This is a genomic window from Streptomyces sp. NPDC090994 (genome assembly GCF_044768905.1).
GTDB lineage: Bacteria > Actinomycetota > Actinomycetes > Streptomycetales > Streptomycetaceae > Streptomyces.
Genome location: NZ_JBIVWS010000004.1, coordinates 62,435 through 76,093, shown reverse-complemented (window position 1 = coordinate 76,093; position 13,659 = coordinate 62,435). Strand labels below are relative to the sequence as shown.

13 protein-coding genes and 1 tRNA gene are annotated in these 13,659 nt (G+C 72.5%); 7 read left to right on the top strand and 7 right to left on the bottom strand.

Going from position 1 to position 13,659, the window contains the following annotated elements; translation table 11 throughout:
• Positions 1-48: 48 nt before the first annotated feature.
• Positions 49-819 carry an ABC transporter ATP-binding protein gene (locus tag ACIQR3_RS10515; protein ID WP_403536960.1) on the bottom strand — a complete coding sequence of 257 codons (771 nt, stop codon included), beginning with the start codon at positions 817-819 and terminating at the stop codon, positions 49-51.
• 424 nt (positions 820-1,243) lie between these two features.
• Here ACIQR3_RS10515 and ACIQR3_RS10510 point away from each other — a divergent pair.
• The 3 genes from ACIQR3_RS10510 (at position 1,244) to ACIQR3_RS10500 (ending at position 3,815) form a co-directional block, all read left to right on the top strand.
• Positions 1,244-1,327 (top strand) — tRNA-Leu (locus ACIQR3_RS10510).
• A 259-nt stretch (positions 1,328-1,586) separates the two neighbouring features.
• Positions 1,587-2,762, top strand: a complete 1,176-nt coding sequence (locus ACIQR3_RS10505; RefSeq protein ID WP_403536957.1) for a 4-hydroxybenzoate 3-monooxygenase — start codon at positions 1,587-1,589, stop codon at positions 2,760-2,762.
• Between the two features lie 165 nt (positions 2,763-2,927).
• A complete protein-coding gene (locus tag ACIQR3_RS10500) occupies positions 2,928-3,815 on the top strand; it encodes a Bax inhibitor-1/YccA family protein (protein ID WP_215170506.1) in 888 nt (295 codons plus the stop codon).
• A gap of 74 nt (positions 3,816-3,889) precedes the next feature.
• On the opposite strand, the gene ACIQR3_RS10495 is transcribed toward ACIQR3_RS10500, so the two are convergent.
• Positions 3,890-4,120, bottom strand: coding sequence for a DUF4287 domain-containing protein (locus tag ACIQR3_RS10495; RefSeq protein WP_215170508.1), 231 nt, complete (start codon positions 4,118-4,120; stop codon positions 3,890-3,892).
• A gap of 104 nt (positions 4,121-4,224) precedes the next feature.
• Between ACIQR3_RS10495 and ACIQR3_RS10490 the strand changes: the two genes are divergently transcribed.
• Positions 4,225-4,536 carry a hypothetical protein gene (locus tag ACIQR3_RS10490; protein WP_403536953.1) on the top strand — a complete coding sequence of 104 codons (312 nt, stop codon included), beginning with the start codon at positions 4,225-4,227 and terminating at the stop codon, positions 4,534-4,536.
• A gap of 19 nt (positions 4,537-4,555) precedes the next feature.
• Here the strand turns inward: ACIQR3_RS10490 and ACIQR3_RS10485 are convergent, their stop codons facing one another.
• The 3 genes from ACIQR3_RS10485 to ACIQR3_RS10475 form a co-directional block, all read right to left on the bottom strand.
• A complete protein-coding gene (locus ACIQR3_RS10485) occupies positions 4,556-5,335 on the bottom strand; it encodes a hypothetical protein (RefSeq protein ID WP_403536950.1) in 780 nt (259 codons plus the stop codon).
• A 278-nt stretch (positions 5,336-5,613) separates the two neighbouring features.
• Positions 5,614-6,834 carry an acetyl-CoA C-acetyltransferase gene (locus ACIQR3_RS10480; RefSeq protein ID WP_403536948.1) on the bottom strand — a complete coding sequence of 407 codons (1,221 nt, stop codon included), beginning with the start codon at positions 6,832-6,834 and terminating at the stop codon, positions 5,614-5,616.
• Between the two features lie 190 nt (positions 6,835-7,024).
• Entirely contained in the window at positions 7,025-8,050 is a 1,026-nt protein-coding gene (locus ACIQR3_RS10475) for an SGNH/GDSL hydrolase family protein (RefSeq protein ID WP_403536945.1), read from the bottom strand.
• A 171-nt stretch (positions 8,051-8,221) separates the two neighbouring features.
• Between ACIQR3_RS10475 and ACIQR3_RS10470 the strand changes: the two genes are divergently transcribed.
• Positions 8,222-9,610: a cystathionine beta-synthase gene (locus tag ACIQR3_RS10470; RefSeq protein ID WP_403536942.1), complete on the top strand. Its 1,389-nt coding sequence runs from the start codon at positions 8,222-8,224 to the stop codon at positions 9,608-9,610.
• 389 nt (positions 9,611-9,999) lie between these two features.
• On the opposite strand, the gene ACIQR3_RS10465 is transcribed toward ACIQR3_RS10470, so the two are convergent.
• On the bottom strand, positions 10,000-10,410 hold the full coding sequence (locus tag ACIQR3_RS10465) for a hypothetical protein (protein WP_403537778.1): 411 nt from the start codon (positions 10,408-10,410) through the stop codon (positions 10,000-10,002).
• A 166-nt stretch (positions 10,411-10,576) separates the two neighbouring features.
• Here ACIQR3_RS10465 and ACIQR3_RS10460 point away from each other — a divergent pair, with 166 nt between their 5' ends.
• Complete coding sequence (locus ACIQR3_RS10460; protein WP_403536939.1) at positions 10,577-11,419, top strand: MurR/RpiR family transcriptional regulator; 843 nt, start codon at positions 10,577-10,579, stop codon at positions 11,417-11,419.
• A 110-nt stretch (positions 11,420-11,529) separates the two neighbouring features.
• Positions 11,530-12,114, top strand: a complete 585-nt coding sequence (locus tag ACIQR3_RS10455; protein ID WP_403536936.1) for a hypothetical protein — start codon at positions 11,530-11,532, stop codon at positions 12,112-12,114.
• A gap of 107 nt (positions 12,115-12,221) precedes the next feature.
• Here ACIQR3_RS10455 and ACIQR3_RS10450 read toward each other — a convergent pair whose 3' ends face one another.
• Positions 12,222-13,607 (bottom strand): diaminopimelate decarboxylase, encoded by a 1,386-nt coding sequence (locus ACIQR3_RS10450; protein WP_403536933.1) that lies wholly within the window; start codon positions 13,605-13,607, stop codon positions 12,222-12,224.
• Between the last annotated feature and the right edge of the window lie 52 nt (positions 13,608-13,659).

Below are 13,659 nucleotides of genomic sequence, written 5' to 3'. Positions count from 1 at the left end.
TTTCTCAGTCCAGACGTGAGGCGGCGGGGGACTTTTTCCGGGGGACGGTCAGCTGGTGCGGCCCTTGGCGTCGAACTGCTTCATCCGGTCCAGCACCTTGTCGGCGGTCGGCCCGTACACCTCGTCGACGATCCGTCCGTCCGCCAGGAAGACCACGCGGTCCGCGTAGGCCGCGGCGACCGGGTCGTGGGTCACCATCACCACCGTCTGCCCCAGCTCCCGCACCGAGTTGCGCAGGAAGCCCAGCACCTCGGCGCCCGAGCGGGAGTCGAGGTTGCCGGTCGGCTCGTCACCGAAGATGATCTCCGGCCGGGAGGCCAGCGCCCGGGCCACGGCGACGCGCTGCTGCTGGCCGCCGGAGAGCTGGGTGGGCCGGTGCCCGAGCCGGTCGGCCAGCCCCACCATCCCGATCACGGTCTCCAGCCACTGCTTGTCCGGCTTGCGGCCCGCGATGTCCATGGGGAGCGTGATGTTCTCCAGGGCGGTCAGGGTCGGCAGCAGGTTGAACGCCTGGAAGATGAACCCGATCTTGTCCCGCCGCAACCTGGTGAGCTGCCGGTCCTTCAGGGAGCCCAGCTCGGTGTCCCCGATGCGGACCGAACCCGAGGAGAAGGTGTCCAGTCCGGCGACGCAGTGCATCAGCGTGGACTTGCCGGAGCCGGACGGCCCCATGATCGCGGTGAACTCGGCCTGCCGGAAGTCGACGGAGACCCGGTCCAGGGCGACCACCTGGGTCTCGCCCTGGCCGTAGATCTTGGACAGTTCCACCGCGCGGGCGGCGACGGCGGTCGACCGGTCGATGGGGGTTGCGGTGGTCACGGAGGCGCTCCTGTGAGGACGACGACGGGGAGGAATCCTGTGCGGTGGATCGTGAACCATCGTTCCGGTCGCCGGCCGCCGTGTAGTCAGCCGCTGTTCCCGTTCCGGGGGGCGACTTCGGTCGGACGCCGGGGGCTCGCGTCATACCTGCGGATGACCCCGCGCCCTGACGGCCCGTCAACCACGGCCCGGACGCGGCCATGGTCGAGAACCGGTGGAGCGCCCTCGTTCGGACGGTGAAATTCCGTCATTCCGCATGCGCGGCGGACCGTCGCACGCAAGGCTATTGGCAAGTGCGGATGGTCTGTTCGGGTGGCTGATGGCCCCTCAGGCATCAATAAAATAAGACAACATCAGTCCACCCTTCCGCTGTCCGGGGGATGCGCCCCGATAGGCTCGATCCTCGACGCGGAGCCCATGGCCTGCCCGGATGGTGGAATGCAGACACGGCGAGCTTAAACCTCGCTGCCCCTTCGCGGGCGTGCCGGTTCGAGTCCGGCTCCGGGCACAATCTCTTCCTGCTCCAGCACCCCGGCCGTGCCGGTGTACCGCGCCGTACACCGACGGCGGCCGTGCCCTCTTCACTCCTTCACGCCTTCACTCCTCGGCCTCGTGGACGACCGGCACCGCGACCCGCGCGCCCGTTCCGGGACGCGCCCTTCTCTTGACAGCGGGCGGACGCGGCCGGAAACTCACGTCAGCCATCAGTGAAGGAAACTTCACTGTGCGAACAAGACGGCAATGACGCCAACCGAAAGGAACGCCCGATGCGCACCACCGTCGGCATCATCGGAGCCGGCCCCGCGGGGCTCCTGCTCGCCCGGCTGCTGCACAACGCCGGGATCGACTCGGTCGTCCTGGAGAGCCGCGACCGGGAGTACGTCGAGCGGCGGCAGCGGGCCGGGATCCTGGAGCAGGGGACGGTGGACGTGCTGCGCTCGGCCGGCGCGGGCGAGCGCATGGACCGGGAGGGGCTGCGGCACGACGGCATCGAGCTGCGGTTCGGCAGGAAGCGGCACCGCGTCGACTTCCCGGCGCTGACCGGCGGGAAGTCCGTGACGGTCTACGCCCAGACCGAGGTGTGCAAGGACCTCATCGCCCTCCAGCTCCAGGACGGCGGCCCGCTGCTGTTCGAGACGGAGGCGCTGGCCGTGGAGGGGGCGGAGAGCGACAGCCCCCGGGTGCGGTTCCGGCGGGACGGGGTCGAGGACGTGCTGGAGTGCGAGTACGTCGTCGGGTGCGACGGGTTCTGGGGCGTCGCCCGCAAGGCGATACCCGAGGCGATAGCGCAGACGTTCGAGCGTACGTATCCGTTCGGCTGGCTCGGCATCCTCGCCGACGTCGCCCCCTCGCACGACGAACTGGTCTACGCCCGCCACGACCGCGGCTTCGCCCTGCTCTCCATGCGCTCCCCGTCCGTCTCCCGCCTCTACCTCCAGGTGCCCGAGGGCACGGACGCCGAGGCGTGGGGCGACGAGGAGATCTGGGACGAGCTGGAGCGGCGGTTCGAGACCGACGACGACTGGACGCTCCGCCGGGGGCCCATCACCCAGAAGTCCGTCACGCCGATGCGGTCGTACGTCCACGAGCCCATGCGGCACGGGCGCCTCTTCCTGGCCGGCGACGCCGCCCACATCGTGCCGCCGACCGGCGCCAAGGGGCTGAACCTCGCCGTCGGCGACGTCGTCACCTTCGCGCGGGCCCTGGTCCACCGGCGCGAGACCGGCTCCGACGGACTGCTCGACGCCTACTCCGCCACCTGCCTGCGCCGCGTCTGGCAGGCCGAGCGGTTCTCCTACGACATGACGACGCTGCTGCACCCCGACCCCGGCGCCACCGGCTTCGACGGCCGCCTCCAGCTGGCCCGGCTGGAGCGGATCGCCGCCTCCCGCGCCGCCGAGACCGACCTCGCGGAGGCGTACACCGGCTTCCCCTTCGCGTAAGGAGCCGGTGAAGGGGCAGTAGGGACCAGTGAGGGGAATCACCCGGGCGGACAGCGTGTTCTCTCGCAGGACGAGGGAAAGATCCTCCCCAAGCACTAGGGTCATTCCTTTGCCGTTCTATTACTCTTGAGCCAAGGCCACGCACGGTGGCCATGGAGGAGTGAAATGAGGAGCAGAAACCCGGTCTTCTCGCGACGGGGGTTCAGCCGCGACAACGGCTACGCGGGCTTCAACACCGCGCCGCAGGCCGGGGGACCCGCCGTCGCCACGCAGGCCAACCCGTACGCCCAGCCGACCGGCAACCCGTACGCGCAGAACCCGTACGCCCAGACGGACCTCGGCGCTCCGCCGCAGGCGCCGGCCGCAACCGGCCGGATGACCATCGACGACGTCGTCCTGCGGACCGGCAGCACGCTCGGCGTGCTCATCGTCACCGCCGCGCTCTCCTGGGCCCTCCTGCCGGTCGACGACGCCAACATCGGCCGGTCCTACGGCATCGCCATCGGCGCCGCCCTGATCGGCATGGTCCTGGCGCTCGTCCAGTCCTTCAAGCGGACGCCGACCCCGGCGCTGATCCTCGCCTACGCGGCGTTCGAGGGCGTCTTCCTCGGTGTGGTCTCCAGCGTCGTCGACAACCGCATCGCCGACGGCGCCGCCATGCAGGCGGTCATCGGCACCATGGCGACCTTCGCCGCCGTGCTGGTGGCCTACAAGGCCGGATGGATCCGCGTCAACCGCCGCTTCGTCGGCTTCGTGATGGCGGCCTCGCTCGGCTTCGTGCTGCTGATGATGGTCAACCTGCTGTTCGCCGTCTTCGGCGGCGGTGACGGCCTCGGCTTCCGCAGCGGCGGCCTCGGCATCCTCTTCGGCGTCATCGGCGTCATCCTCGGCGCCTGCTTCCTCGCCCTGGACTTCAAGCAGGTCGAGGACGGCATCGCCTACGGCGCTCCGCGCAACGAGGCCTGGTTCGCGGCCTTCGGCCTCACCCTGACGCTGGTGTGGCTGTACCTGGAGTTCCTGCGGCTCATCGCGATCCTCAACAGCAGCGACTGACGCACCGTGTGAGACGTGTGAGGAAGGGCCCCGGGCGGCGTGCCGCCCGGGGCCCTTCGCGTGTCCGGTCGCGCTCAGCGCAGCCTGCGCGCGGCCCTTCTCAGGTCGTACTCGTGGACGATGGCCTTGGCGTGGCCGTAGGCGAGGTCGTACTCGTGCCGCAGCCAGCTGACCTTCTCCTCGAAGCGGAAGAGAGCCGGGCCTTCTTCGACGGTGCGCAACCAGTCGGAGACCTCACGACCGGTGCAGTGGGGGATGCGGGCGAGCAGATTGCGATGGGTCTCCTCGGAGAGGACATGGGACATCGGCGCCTCCGGACGACAGGGGATGTAAGCCGGTCCTTCAGGTTCACCGTGCCTGAGCGTTCGCCCGTTGGCAACAGTCCCGGAGGGCCGCGTACGCTCACGCCGTGGTTGATACGACGCCTCTGACCGGTGCGCTGGAGCACTTCGCCGACCGTCTGCGGGCCGCCCCGCAGAGCAGACTGCAACGGGGGGCCGCCGCCGAGGCGCTGGAACTGGCCAGGGAGCTGTCCCGGCGGGCCCAGCTCGCCGAGGACCCCGCCGCCGAGCCCCGGATGATGCCCGACGCCGGCATGTTCGCCGTCGCCGACCAGATCACCGTCGCCGGGCACGACCTGGCGCTCGTACTGGGGAGCGCGGAGGAGGTGGAGGAGGCGGTACGGCTCGTCGCGGAGGCACAGAAACGCGCCGGGGTGTGAGCGGGCGGTCCGCGGTCCGTCAGAGGGACGCGATGACGCGGTCCGCCAGTACGTACACGCTCTCCTCGCCGCAGGCGAAGGTCAGGGCGTAGGCGCCGGAGACGCCGGAGCCGCCGAGCAGCACCGGGGTGTCGCCCGCGCGCAGCGCGGCGGCCAGGCGTTCCGCGGTCTCGCGGTGGCCCGGGGTCATGCACAGGGTGGTGCCGTCGGCGAAGACGTAGACGTCGAGGGTGCCCAGCGGGCCCGGGCGGACGTCCGCCAGCTCGACGCGGCCGGCGGCCAGCTCCTCCAGGGCGGTGACGGTGCGCTCGTGGTCGTTGACCGGGGAGGGGTTCGGTACGAAGTCCGGGTGCGAGGGGTGACGGCGGCGGGCCGCGGCCAGCTCGGCGGAGTCGGGGGACGGCTCGTCGGCGTCCGCGCCCGGCTCCGTCACCGGCTCCAGCCCCGCCAGGTCGGCCGGGTGGGGCAGGTACGGCTCGCTGTCGGCGAAGCCCAGCAGCAGCGGGGCGTCGGAGGCGTCGCGGCTCTCCTGCGCGGCCCAGAACGCGCGGGCCTCGGCCAGTTCCCGCTCCCGTTCCTCGGCCAGCGCCGCGGCGACGGCGGCGCGTATCTCGTCCGTGCCGGCCGCGGTGCGGGCGGCGGGCACCCGGCCGCGCAGGGCGGCGGCGTTGCTCTCGGCCAGTTCGGTGTGCAGGGCCGCGACCTGGCGGCGCAGCACCAGCACGCTGCGCAGGACCGCGACGCCCACGGCGCCGGTGGCTGCCGTGGTGAGCAGCAGGGCGATCGATGTGGCGCTCACTGACGTACTCCCGGTTCAAAGTCGACCCCCGACTTCCTACATCAGCTTGATGGGCGAACTGAGCCGCTGTCAGTGCGTAACGTCACGAAACGGACATGACTTTGAGTCCCGGTGGGGCCGGTGAGACCGGTGGGTCCGGCCTGACCTGCGTAAATCACCGGGGTGAGCGAGATAGGTCACATCCTGGGGGAGTTTGGGTCACGGAACGGCCCGGAGCCCTGGGGTCTCCAGGGCTCCGGGCCGGGCGTCACGGGGGGTCCCGCAGGGGCTACCGAACGTCAGCTGAGGCGCTCGATGACCATGGCCATGCCCTGGCCGCCGCCGACGCACATCGTCTCCAGGCCGAACTGCTTGTCGTGCCACTGGAGGGAGTTGATCAGCGTGCCGGTGATGCGGGCGCCGGTCATGCCGAAGGGGTGGCCGACGGCGATGGCGCCGCCGTTGACGTTCAGCTTCTCCAGCGGGATGCCGAGGTCCCGGTAGGAGGGGATGACCTGCGCGGCGAACGCCTCGTTGATCTCGACCAGGTCGATGTCGCCGATGGTCAGACCGGCGCGGCCGAGGGCCTGCTTCGACGCCTCGACCGGGCCGAGGCCCATGATCTCCGGGGAGAGGCCGGAGACGCCGGTGGAGACGATCCGCGCCAGCGGGGTCAGGCCCAGCTCGCGGGCCTTGGTGTCGCTCATGATGACGAGGGCGGCGGCGCCGTCGTTGAGCGGGCAGCAGTTGCCGGCGGTGACCATGCCGTCGGGGCGGAAGACGGGCTTGAGGCCCGCGACGCCCTCCATCGTGACGCCGGCGCGGGGGCCGTCGTCCTTGCTGACGACCGTGCCGTCGGGCAGCGTGACGGGGGTGATCTCGCGCTCCCAGAAGCCGTTCTTGACGGCCTCCTCGGCGAGGTTCTGGGAGCGGACGCCGAACTCGTCCATGTCCTGCCGGGTGACGCCCTTGGCGCGGGCCAGGTTCTCGGCGGTCTGGCCCATCGCGATGTACGGGTCGGGCAGCAGGCCGTCCTCGCGCGGGTCGTGCCAGGTGGCCCCCTCGGAGGCGGCGACCGCGGCGGTGCGGGCCTCGGCCTCGGCGAACAGCGGGTTGTGCGTGTCGGGCAGGCCGTCGGAGCTGCCCTTGCCGAAGCGGGAGACCATCTCGACGCCGGCCGAGATGAAGACGTCTCCCTCGCCGGCCTTGATGGCGTGCAGCGCCATGCGGCTGGTCTGCAGGGAGGAGGAGCAGTACCGGGTGACGGTGCAGCCCGGCAGGTGGTCCATCCCCATCTGCACGGCGACGATCCGGCCGAGGTTGTGGCCCTGCTCGCCGCCGGGCAGGCCGCAGCCGAGCATCAGGTCGTCGATGTCCTTCGGGTCCAGCTCCGGGACCTTGGCGAGGGCCGCCTGGATGATCGTGGCGGCCAGGTCGTCGGGGCGCAGCTCCTTGAGGGAACCCTTGCCGGCACGGCCGATGGGGGAGCGGGCGGCGGAAACGATCACGGCTTCGGGCATCACGGCTCCATGGGCGTTCGCGTACGGGCGGCTGGACTGCATGACTGCCTGGGAAGTTACCCGTACGTAGAGGTCAGGTCACGGGTGCGGGGGTGTGACGCTGACCGCAATTTACTAAGCGCTTGCTTTTTTCGGTAGGGGGTGGGTGAGGGTCGGGTGGAGGCGAGGCTGGGGCAGGACTGGGGACGCGTCAGGACGGCTGCGCCGTATGCTCCGGCTCCGCCTCCGGCACCCTCCGCCGCCTCCGCCGCTTGAGCAGCGCCCAGGGTCCTCGCGGTCCCGTCGGCATCGCCGCCGCGACCTCCGTGCCCGCCTCGTCGACGGCCTCCGCCGCCGCCCGCGCCACCGGCAGGAAGCCCTCGCGGCGGGAGACGTCGGGACGCTCCTCCTCGGCCGGCCACAGGCCGAGCGCCGCGCACACCGTCGGCAGCACCGCCATCGCGGCGGTGGCGTAGCCGTCCGCGGAGGGGTGGTAGTTGTCGGGGCCGAACATCTCCCGCGGGTTGCGCGCGAACTCCGGGCCCAGCAGGTCGCCCAGCGACACCGTGCGCCCGCCCTGCTCCACCACGCCGATGGTCTGCGCCGCCGCGAGCTGCCGTGAGGCCCGCCGGGCCAGCCAGCGCAGCGGCTGCCGCACCGGCTCGATCGTGCCCAGGTCGGGACAGGTGCCCACGACCACCTCCGCGCCGGCCGTGCGCAGCCGCCGTACCGCCCCCGCCAGGTGGCGGACCGAGCGGGTGGCCGGCATGCGGTGGGTCACGTCATTGGCGCCCACCATGATCACGCAGACGTCCGGCAGCCGCACCGGGTCCGCCAGCACCACCGCCACCTGCCGGTCCAGGTCGTCCGACCGCGCCCCCGGCAGCGCCACCGACCGCAGCTCCACCGGGCGCTCGGCCACCGCCGCCAGCCCGGACGCCAGCAGCGCCCCCGGCGTCTGTCCGGCCCGGTGCACGCCCTGCCCGGCCGCCGTGGAATCGCCCAGCATCACCAGCCGCAGGGGCGGCTCACCGGCCGTGGGGAACGCCCCGCCGTACAGTCCCTCCGCGTTAGGCACCCGGGTGGGGGTGCCGATGCCCACCCGCCGCCTGGCCAGCTGCAGCTCCGCCAGCAGCAGACCGACCGTCGCCGCGCCGGCCAGACCGATGCCGCCGCCGCCGTATGCCGCGCCGGCCGCGATCCGCCGGGCCACCCTCGCCCTCGACATGCTCGTCATGCGTCGCCGCCACCTCCTCACGAGCCGTACATCCCCTACTTGCCCTGTACAGACCGTCGCCCAATCTCAACGACGAGTGAACGACCGTCCCGGAGCCGCCCGGGACCGGCAGGCCATAGGCTGGCCGGCGGAACCATCATCACCAGACATTTGCGGCATCCGGAGACAACGGTGCAATTTCACGACTCGATGATCAGCCTCGTCGGCAACACCCCGCTGGTGCGGCTCAACAGCGTGACCAAGGGCATCAGGGCCACCGTCCTGGCCAAGGTGGAGTACTTCAACCCGGGCGGCTCGGTGAAGGACCGCATCGCCCTGCGCATGATCGAGGCCGCCGAACAGAGCGGCGAACTGAGGCCGGGCGGCACGATCGTCGAGCCGACCAGCGGCAACACGGGCGTCGGCCTGGCCATCGTGGCCCAGCAGAAGGGCTACAAGTGCGTCTTCGTCTGCCCGGACAAGGTGTCGACGGACAAGATCAACGTCCTGCGCGCGTACGGCGCCGAGGTCGTCGTCTGCCCCACCGCCGTGGACCCGGAGCACCCGGATTCCTACTACAACGTCTCCGACCGGCTGGTCCGTGAGACGCCCGGAGCCTGGAAGCCCGACCAGTACTCCAACCCGCACAACCCGCTCTCCCACTACCACTCGACCGGTCCCGAGCTGTGGAAGCAGACCGAGGGCCGGATCACCCACTTCGTGACCGGCGTCGGCACCGGCGGCACCATCTCCGGCACCGGCCGCTACCTCAAGGACGCCAGCGACGGCCGGGTGAAGGTGATCGGCGCCGACCCCGAGGGCTCGGTCTACTCCGGCGGCTCGGGCCGCCCGTACCTCGTCGAGGGCGTCGGTGAGGACTTCTGGCCGACCGCCTACGACCGCGAGGTCGCCGACGAGATCGTCGCCGTCTCCGACAAGGACTCCTTCCAGATGACCCGGCGCCTGGCCAAGGAGGAGGGCCTGCTGGTGGGCGGCTCCTGCGGCATGGCGGTGGTCGCCGCGCTGCGGGTCGCCGAGCGGCTGACCGAGGACGACGTGGTCGTCGTACTCCTCCCGGACAGCGGACGCGGTTACCTGTCGAAGATCTTCAACGACGAGTGGATGGCCGACTACGGCTTCCTGGACGACTCCGGGCCCAGCGCCCGCGTCGGTGACGTCCTCAACCACAAGGAGGGCGACGCCATCCCCTCCCTCGTCCACATGCACCCGGACGAGACGGTCGGTCAGGCCATCGAGGTACTGCGCGAGTACGGCGTCTCCCAGATGCCGATCGTCAAGCCCGGCGCGGGACACCCGGACGTGATGGCCGCCGAGGTCGTCGGCTCGGTGGTCGAACGCGAGCTGCTCGACGCCCTGTTCACCCGGCGGGCCTCGCTCGAGGACCCGCTGGAGCGGCACATGTCGGCGCCGCTGCCGCAGGTCGGCTCCGGCGAGCCGGTCGAGGACCTGATGAGCGTGCTCGGCACGGCCGACGCCGCGATCGTCCTGGTCGAGGGCAAGCCGACCGGTGTGGTGAGCCGGCAGGACCTGCTGGCCTTCCTGGCCGGTTCGGGGAAGTAGCGGAAAATCTCCGGTGAACGGCGGGTGACGGCGGCGAACTCGCGGTAGATGCCGGGTTGTCAGGTCTTCCCGAACTGGTACGCGGGCGTCACGTTCGCGCAGCACACGCTTAACACAGGTCAGGCACATTGGTGGATGTCGGCAGGGCGGTGGGGGTACCACCCAGGTGTTCAGCACTGGGGGAGGCTCCCCGTCCCGGCCGGCACCGAACGGCGCCAAGGACCTCCGGAGCGGCTCCCGGACCTCCATGGACGCCAGGACGCGGGCGCCCGGTCCCTGACCCGGCACCGTGTCCCTCGCGGGGACCGCCGTCGTCCCGCCCCCCGGCAACGGGGGTGCGGCGGTCCCCGCGCATGACTTTCCCCGCGCGCCCGCTTCCCGGCCGGCCGTCAGTCGGTCTCGCGGGGGCCGCGCCGGCGGAACAGCCCCGGGTTGGTGCGGGCGGCCTGCACGACGTTCACCCCGACGATGCCGGCCCAGGCGGTCAGCAGCCCCGGCAGGTGGGCGACGCCCCCGCCGATCGCGGACAGCGGGACCGCCAGCACCAACGAGACGATGCCGAAGCCGAACCGCTCCCCGAAGGAGTCGGTGGCCCTGGCGGCCCGCGAGTCCCGGGCCGACACCATCTGCTGCTCGGCGAACTGCCGGCGCACCCGCCGCTCGACCGCGCCGTCGATCCGCTGGTCGACCTTCTCCAGGAACGACTCCACCAGCGCGGAGTCGTAGTCCTCACCCAACTCCCTGCGGGCCCGCAGAGTCGCGTCGAGTTCCTTCTTCAGCTCGGTGTCGCGCGCGTCCATTCCCGTCATGCCGTCCACGCTACGGAGCGGGGGTGCCCGTCGCACTGGGGTTAGCCCCCGTCTCCACGGCTGACTGCATGGGCGTATGCAGAGGTGAGGGATACTGAATAGGGTGACCGGGCCGGGGCGACCGGCCGGGGCGACTGGATCGGAGGGGGAGCGCGTCATGGGTGTGACCGACAGTCCGGCCGCGCGGCTGCAGGCGCTGTTCGAGGGGCACCGGCTGACGCCGACGCAGCGGCGCATCGCGCACAGCATGGTGCGGCGCGCCGCCGACGTGCCGTTCCTGTCCAGCGTGGAACTGGCCGAACTGGCCGGGGTCAGCCAGCCGTCCGTGACCCGCTTCGCCGTCGCCCTGGGCTTCGACGGCTACCCGGACCTGCGCCGGCACCTGCGCGAGGTGGCCCCCGCCGAGCCGGTGCCGGAGACCGCCTCCAGCAACGAGTACCAGCAGGCCGTCGAGGCCGAGATCGAGAACCTGCGGCACCTCGCCGAGGTGCTGGCCGACCCCCGTCCGGTGCGGCGGGCCGGGCGTCTGCTCGCGGCGAGCCGTCCCCTGCTCGTCCTCGGCCTGCGGGCCGCCGCCGCCCAGGCACAGGGGTTCGCCTACTTCGCCGCCAAGGTCCACCCCGACGTCCGGCTGCTCGGCGAGGGCGGCTCGATGGTCCGGGACCGGATCGACGGCGCCGTACGGGCCGGGGCGAGCGCGCTGCTCTGCTTCGCGCTGCCGCGCCACCCCCGGGAGGTCGTCGACGCCTTGGAGTGCGCCCAGGAGGCCGGGCTGACCGTCGTCACCGTCGCCGACTCCGCCTTCGCGCCCGTCGCCAAGGTCTCCGACCTGCTGCTGCCCGCCGCCGTCGGCACCGGGCTCGCCTTCGACACCGCCTGCGCGCCGATGCTGCTGGGCCGGGTGCTGCTGGAGGCCATGTGCGACGACCTGCCGGACGCCCAGGCCCGCCTGGAGGAGTTCGACGCCCACGCGGCGGCGCGGGGGCTGTTCGTGGACTGACGGCGCTCCGGCGCAGCGCCGCGCGCTCTCAGACTCGTCTCACCTTGCGCCGTTAATCTGCCGTCCTTGCACACCCCTCGGACGCTTGGCAGATGTGACGGGAGGCAGACGTGGCGCGCGGAGGACAGGGGCTGGCCCGGGTGGCCGTCGTCGTACGGGCGGGCGCGGCGCCCATGTGGTGGCTCGGCGTGATCGCGGCGGGCATCGGCGTACTGGTGCCGGGACTGACCGGGCGCCGGATCGGTGTCCTGGCCGGAGCGGCGCTCTTCATCATCGCCGCCGTCGTGGTGGCGTACGTCCGTCGCAAGCGGTACACCCGGCTGGCCGGTGCGGCGGCCCGCGCCGGCAAGCACGACGTCCTCCAGGACCGGGCGGTGACCTCGCGCAACTGGCGCCGGGGCCACCGCTGGTGGCTGCTGCTCGCCTTCCTCGCGGCGCTGGGCAGCGCGTTCGCCGTCCCGGCGGCCGGCGGGCTGCTGCTGGCCGGCTGCGGGGTGGGCCTCTGGCTGAAGGCGGCGTGGCTCGGCCGCCGGGAGCGTGCCGGGGACGCGCTGCTGTGGGTGCGGGTCGACTGGCTCGACCGGAGGGCGGGTCGCCCCGCGGGCAAGGCGGTCAAGGCGTACCGGGGGACCGGGATCGCGGCCGGGGATGCCGCCCCGGGCGGGGCACGGCGGAAGACGGCGGCGCTGGTGTGACGCCGGGGCCGCGGGCGCGGGCGCGTGGTCGGGCGCGGGTGCGTCGTGGCCGGTCGCGCGGTTCCCCGCGCCCCGGCGTGGTGCGGTTCCGTGTGTCCCTGAGGGTGTCACTGGGCCGGCGTCGGGGACGTCAGGGCGTCCACGTGTGCTCCGCCCGCCTCGGTCACGATCTCCTCCAGTGACTGGGGCCGCCGTACCACCGCGAAGCGCACGTCCCCGGTGTCGTCCGCGGTGAACCCGAACACCCCCGGCCGCGCGAGCGAGTTGTACGCGTAGTGGTGCGCGAAGCAGTACGCCCCCGTGTCCAGCGCCGCCGCGTAGTCCCCCTGCTCCAGGCGGGGCAACGCCCGCCCCGTCGCCAGCAGGTCCCCCGCGAAACAGGCGGGGCCCGCCACGTCCTGCACCACCGGGGGCCCTTCCTTGGGGCGGCCCGCCCCGTCGTACGCGGCGATCCGCAGCGGCCACGCGTCCGGCGCGTACACCGTCCGCGTCGCCACCTGCACCCCCGCGTGCGTCACGGCGACCGGCCGGCCCCCGGCGCTCTTGGCGTACTCGACCCGCGCCACCACCGTGCCGTGCTTGGCCAGCAGTGACCGCCCGAACTCCGTCACCAGCCCGTACCGCCCCTCGAACAGCCCCGGCACCGCCTCCCGCAGCGCCCGCGCATACTGCCCGTAGGTCGGCGTCGTCGCCTCCGAGGCGAAGTTCACCGGCAGCCCGCCGCCGATGTCGACGGTGTCGACCTGCCGCCGTCCGCACCGCTGGTTGATCTCCTCGGCCAGCGCGTGCACGGCCGCCACCCCCTCGGCCATCCGGGCCGGCGCGATGCCCTGGGAGCCGGTGTGCACATGCAGCCGGGTCAGCCAGGGCCGGTCCCGGTACGCCCGCACCACCCACTCCCGCGCCCCCTCGTCCCGCAGCGCCACCCCGAACTTCGAGGTCGCCGTCGCCGTGGCGAGCGCCTCGATGGAGCCGCCGCCGACCTGCGGGTTGACCCGGAGGCCGAGGGGCGAGGCGGTCGGGGCCGACCGCAGCAGGCCGTCGAGCCGGTCCAGCTCCTGCGGATTGTCCGCGTTGACGGCGATCCCCAGCGTCAGCGCCTCGCGCAGCTCCTCGGGCGTCTTGGCCGGCGAGTCCAGCACCGTGCGCTCCGCCGGCACCCCCGCCGCCCGCGCCAGCGCCAGTTCGCCGGGGCTCGCCACCTCCGCGCCGATGCCCTCGTCCCGCAGCAGCCGCAGCACCGGCACCAGCGGGGCCGCCTTCACCGCGAAGGCGTGCAGCACGGGCGTGCCGGGCGCGGTCACCGCCGTGAACGCCGCCCGCAGCGCCGCCGCCGACTCCCGGATGCCGGTGACGTCCAGCAGCGCCAGCACGGGTGTGCCGGGCCCGAGCAGCCCCTGCTCCACGGCCGCCCGGACCGCCCGGTCCCGCCGCGCCGCCCGCCGCTCACCGGTGCCGTCGTCATCACTCATGCGGTCCAGCCAAACACCCATGGGCCGAGGATGCGGGCCCCACGACGTATTGACTAGCTATATTCATGAAGTG

What these genes read in the sequence shown, in the direction of transcription:
- ACIQR3_RS10505 (WP_403536957.1), top strand. Translation starts at nt 1,587, where the DNA reads ATGCGCACCACCGTCGGCATCATCGGAGCCGGCCCCGCGGGGCTCCTG.
- ACIQR3_RS10500 (WP_215170506.1), top strand. Translation starts at nt 2,928, where the DNA reads ATGAGGAGCAGAAACCCGGTCTTCTCGCGACGGGGGTTCAGCCGCGAC.
- ACIQR3_RS10495 (WP_215170508.1), bottom strand. Translation starts at nt 4,120, where the DNA reads ATGTCCCATGTCCTCTCCGAGGAGACCCATCGCAATCTGCTCGCCCGC.
- ACIQR3_RS10480 (WP_403536948.1), bottom strand. Translation starts at nt 6,834, where the DNA reads ATGCCCGAAGCCGTGATCGTTTCCGCCGCCCGCTCCCCCATCGGCCGT.
- ACIQR3_RS10475 (WP_403536945.1), bottom strand. Translation starts at nt 8,050, where the DNA reads ATGACGAGCATGTCGAGGGCGAGGGTGGCCCGGCGGATCGCGGCCGGC.
- ACIQR3_RS10465 (WP_403537778.1), bottom strand. Translation starts at nt 10,410, where the DNA reads ATGGACGCGCGCGACACCGAGCTGAAGAAGGAACTCGACGCGACTCTG.
- ACIQR3_RS10460 (WP_403536939.1), top strand. Translation starts at nt 10,577, where the DNA reads ATGGGTGTGACCGACAGTCCGGCCGCGCGGCTGCAGGCGCTGTTCGAG.
- ACIQR3_RS10450 (WP_403536933.1), bottom strand. Translation starts at nt 13,607, where the DNA reads ATGGGTGTTTGGCTGGACCGCATGAGTGATGACGACGGCACCGGTGAG.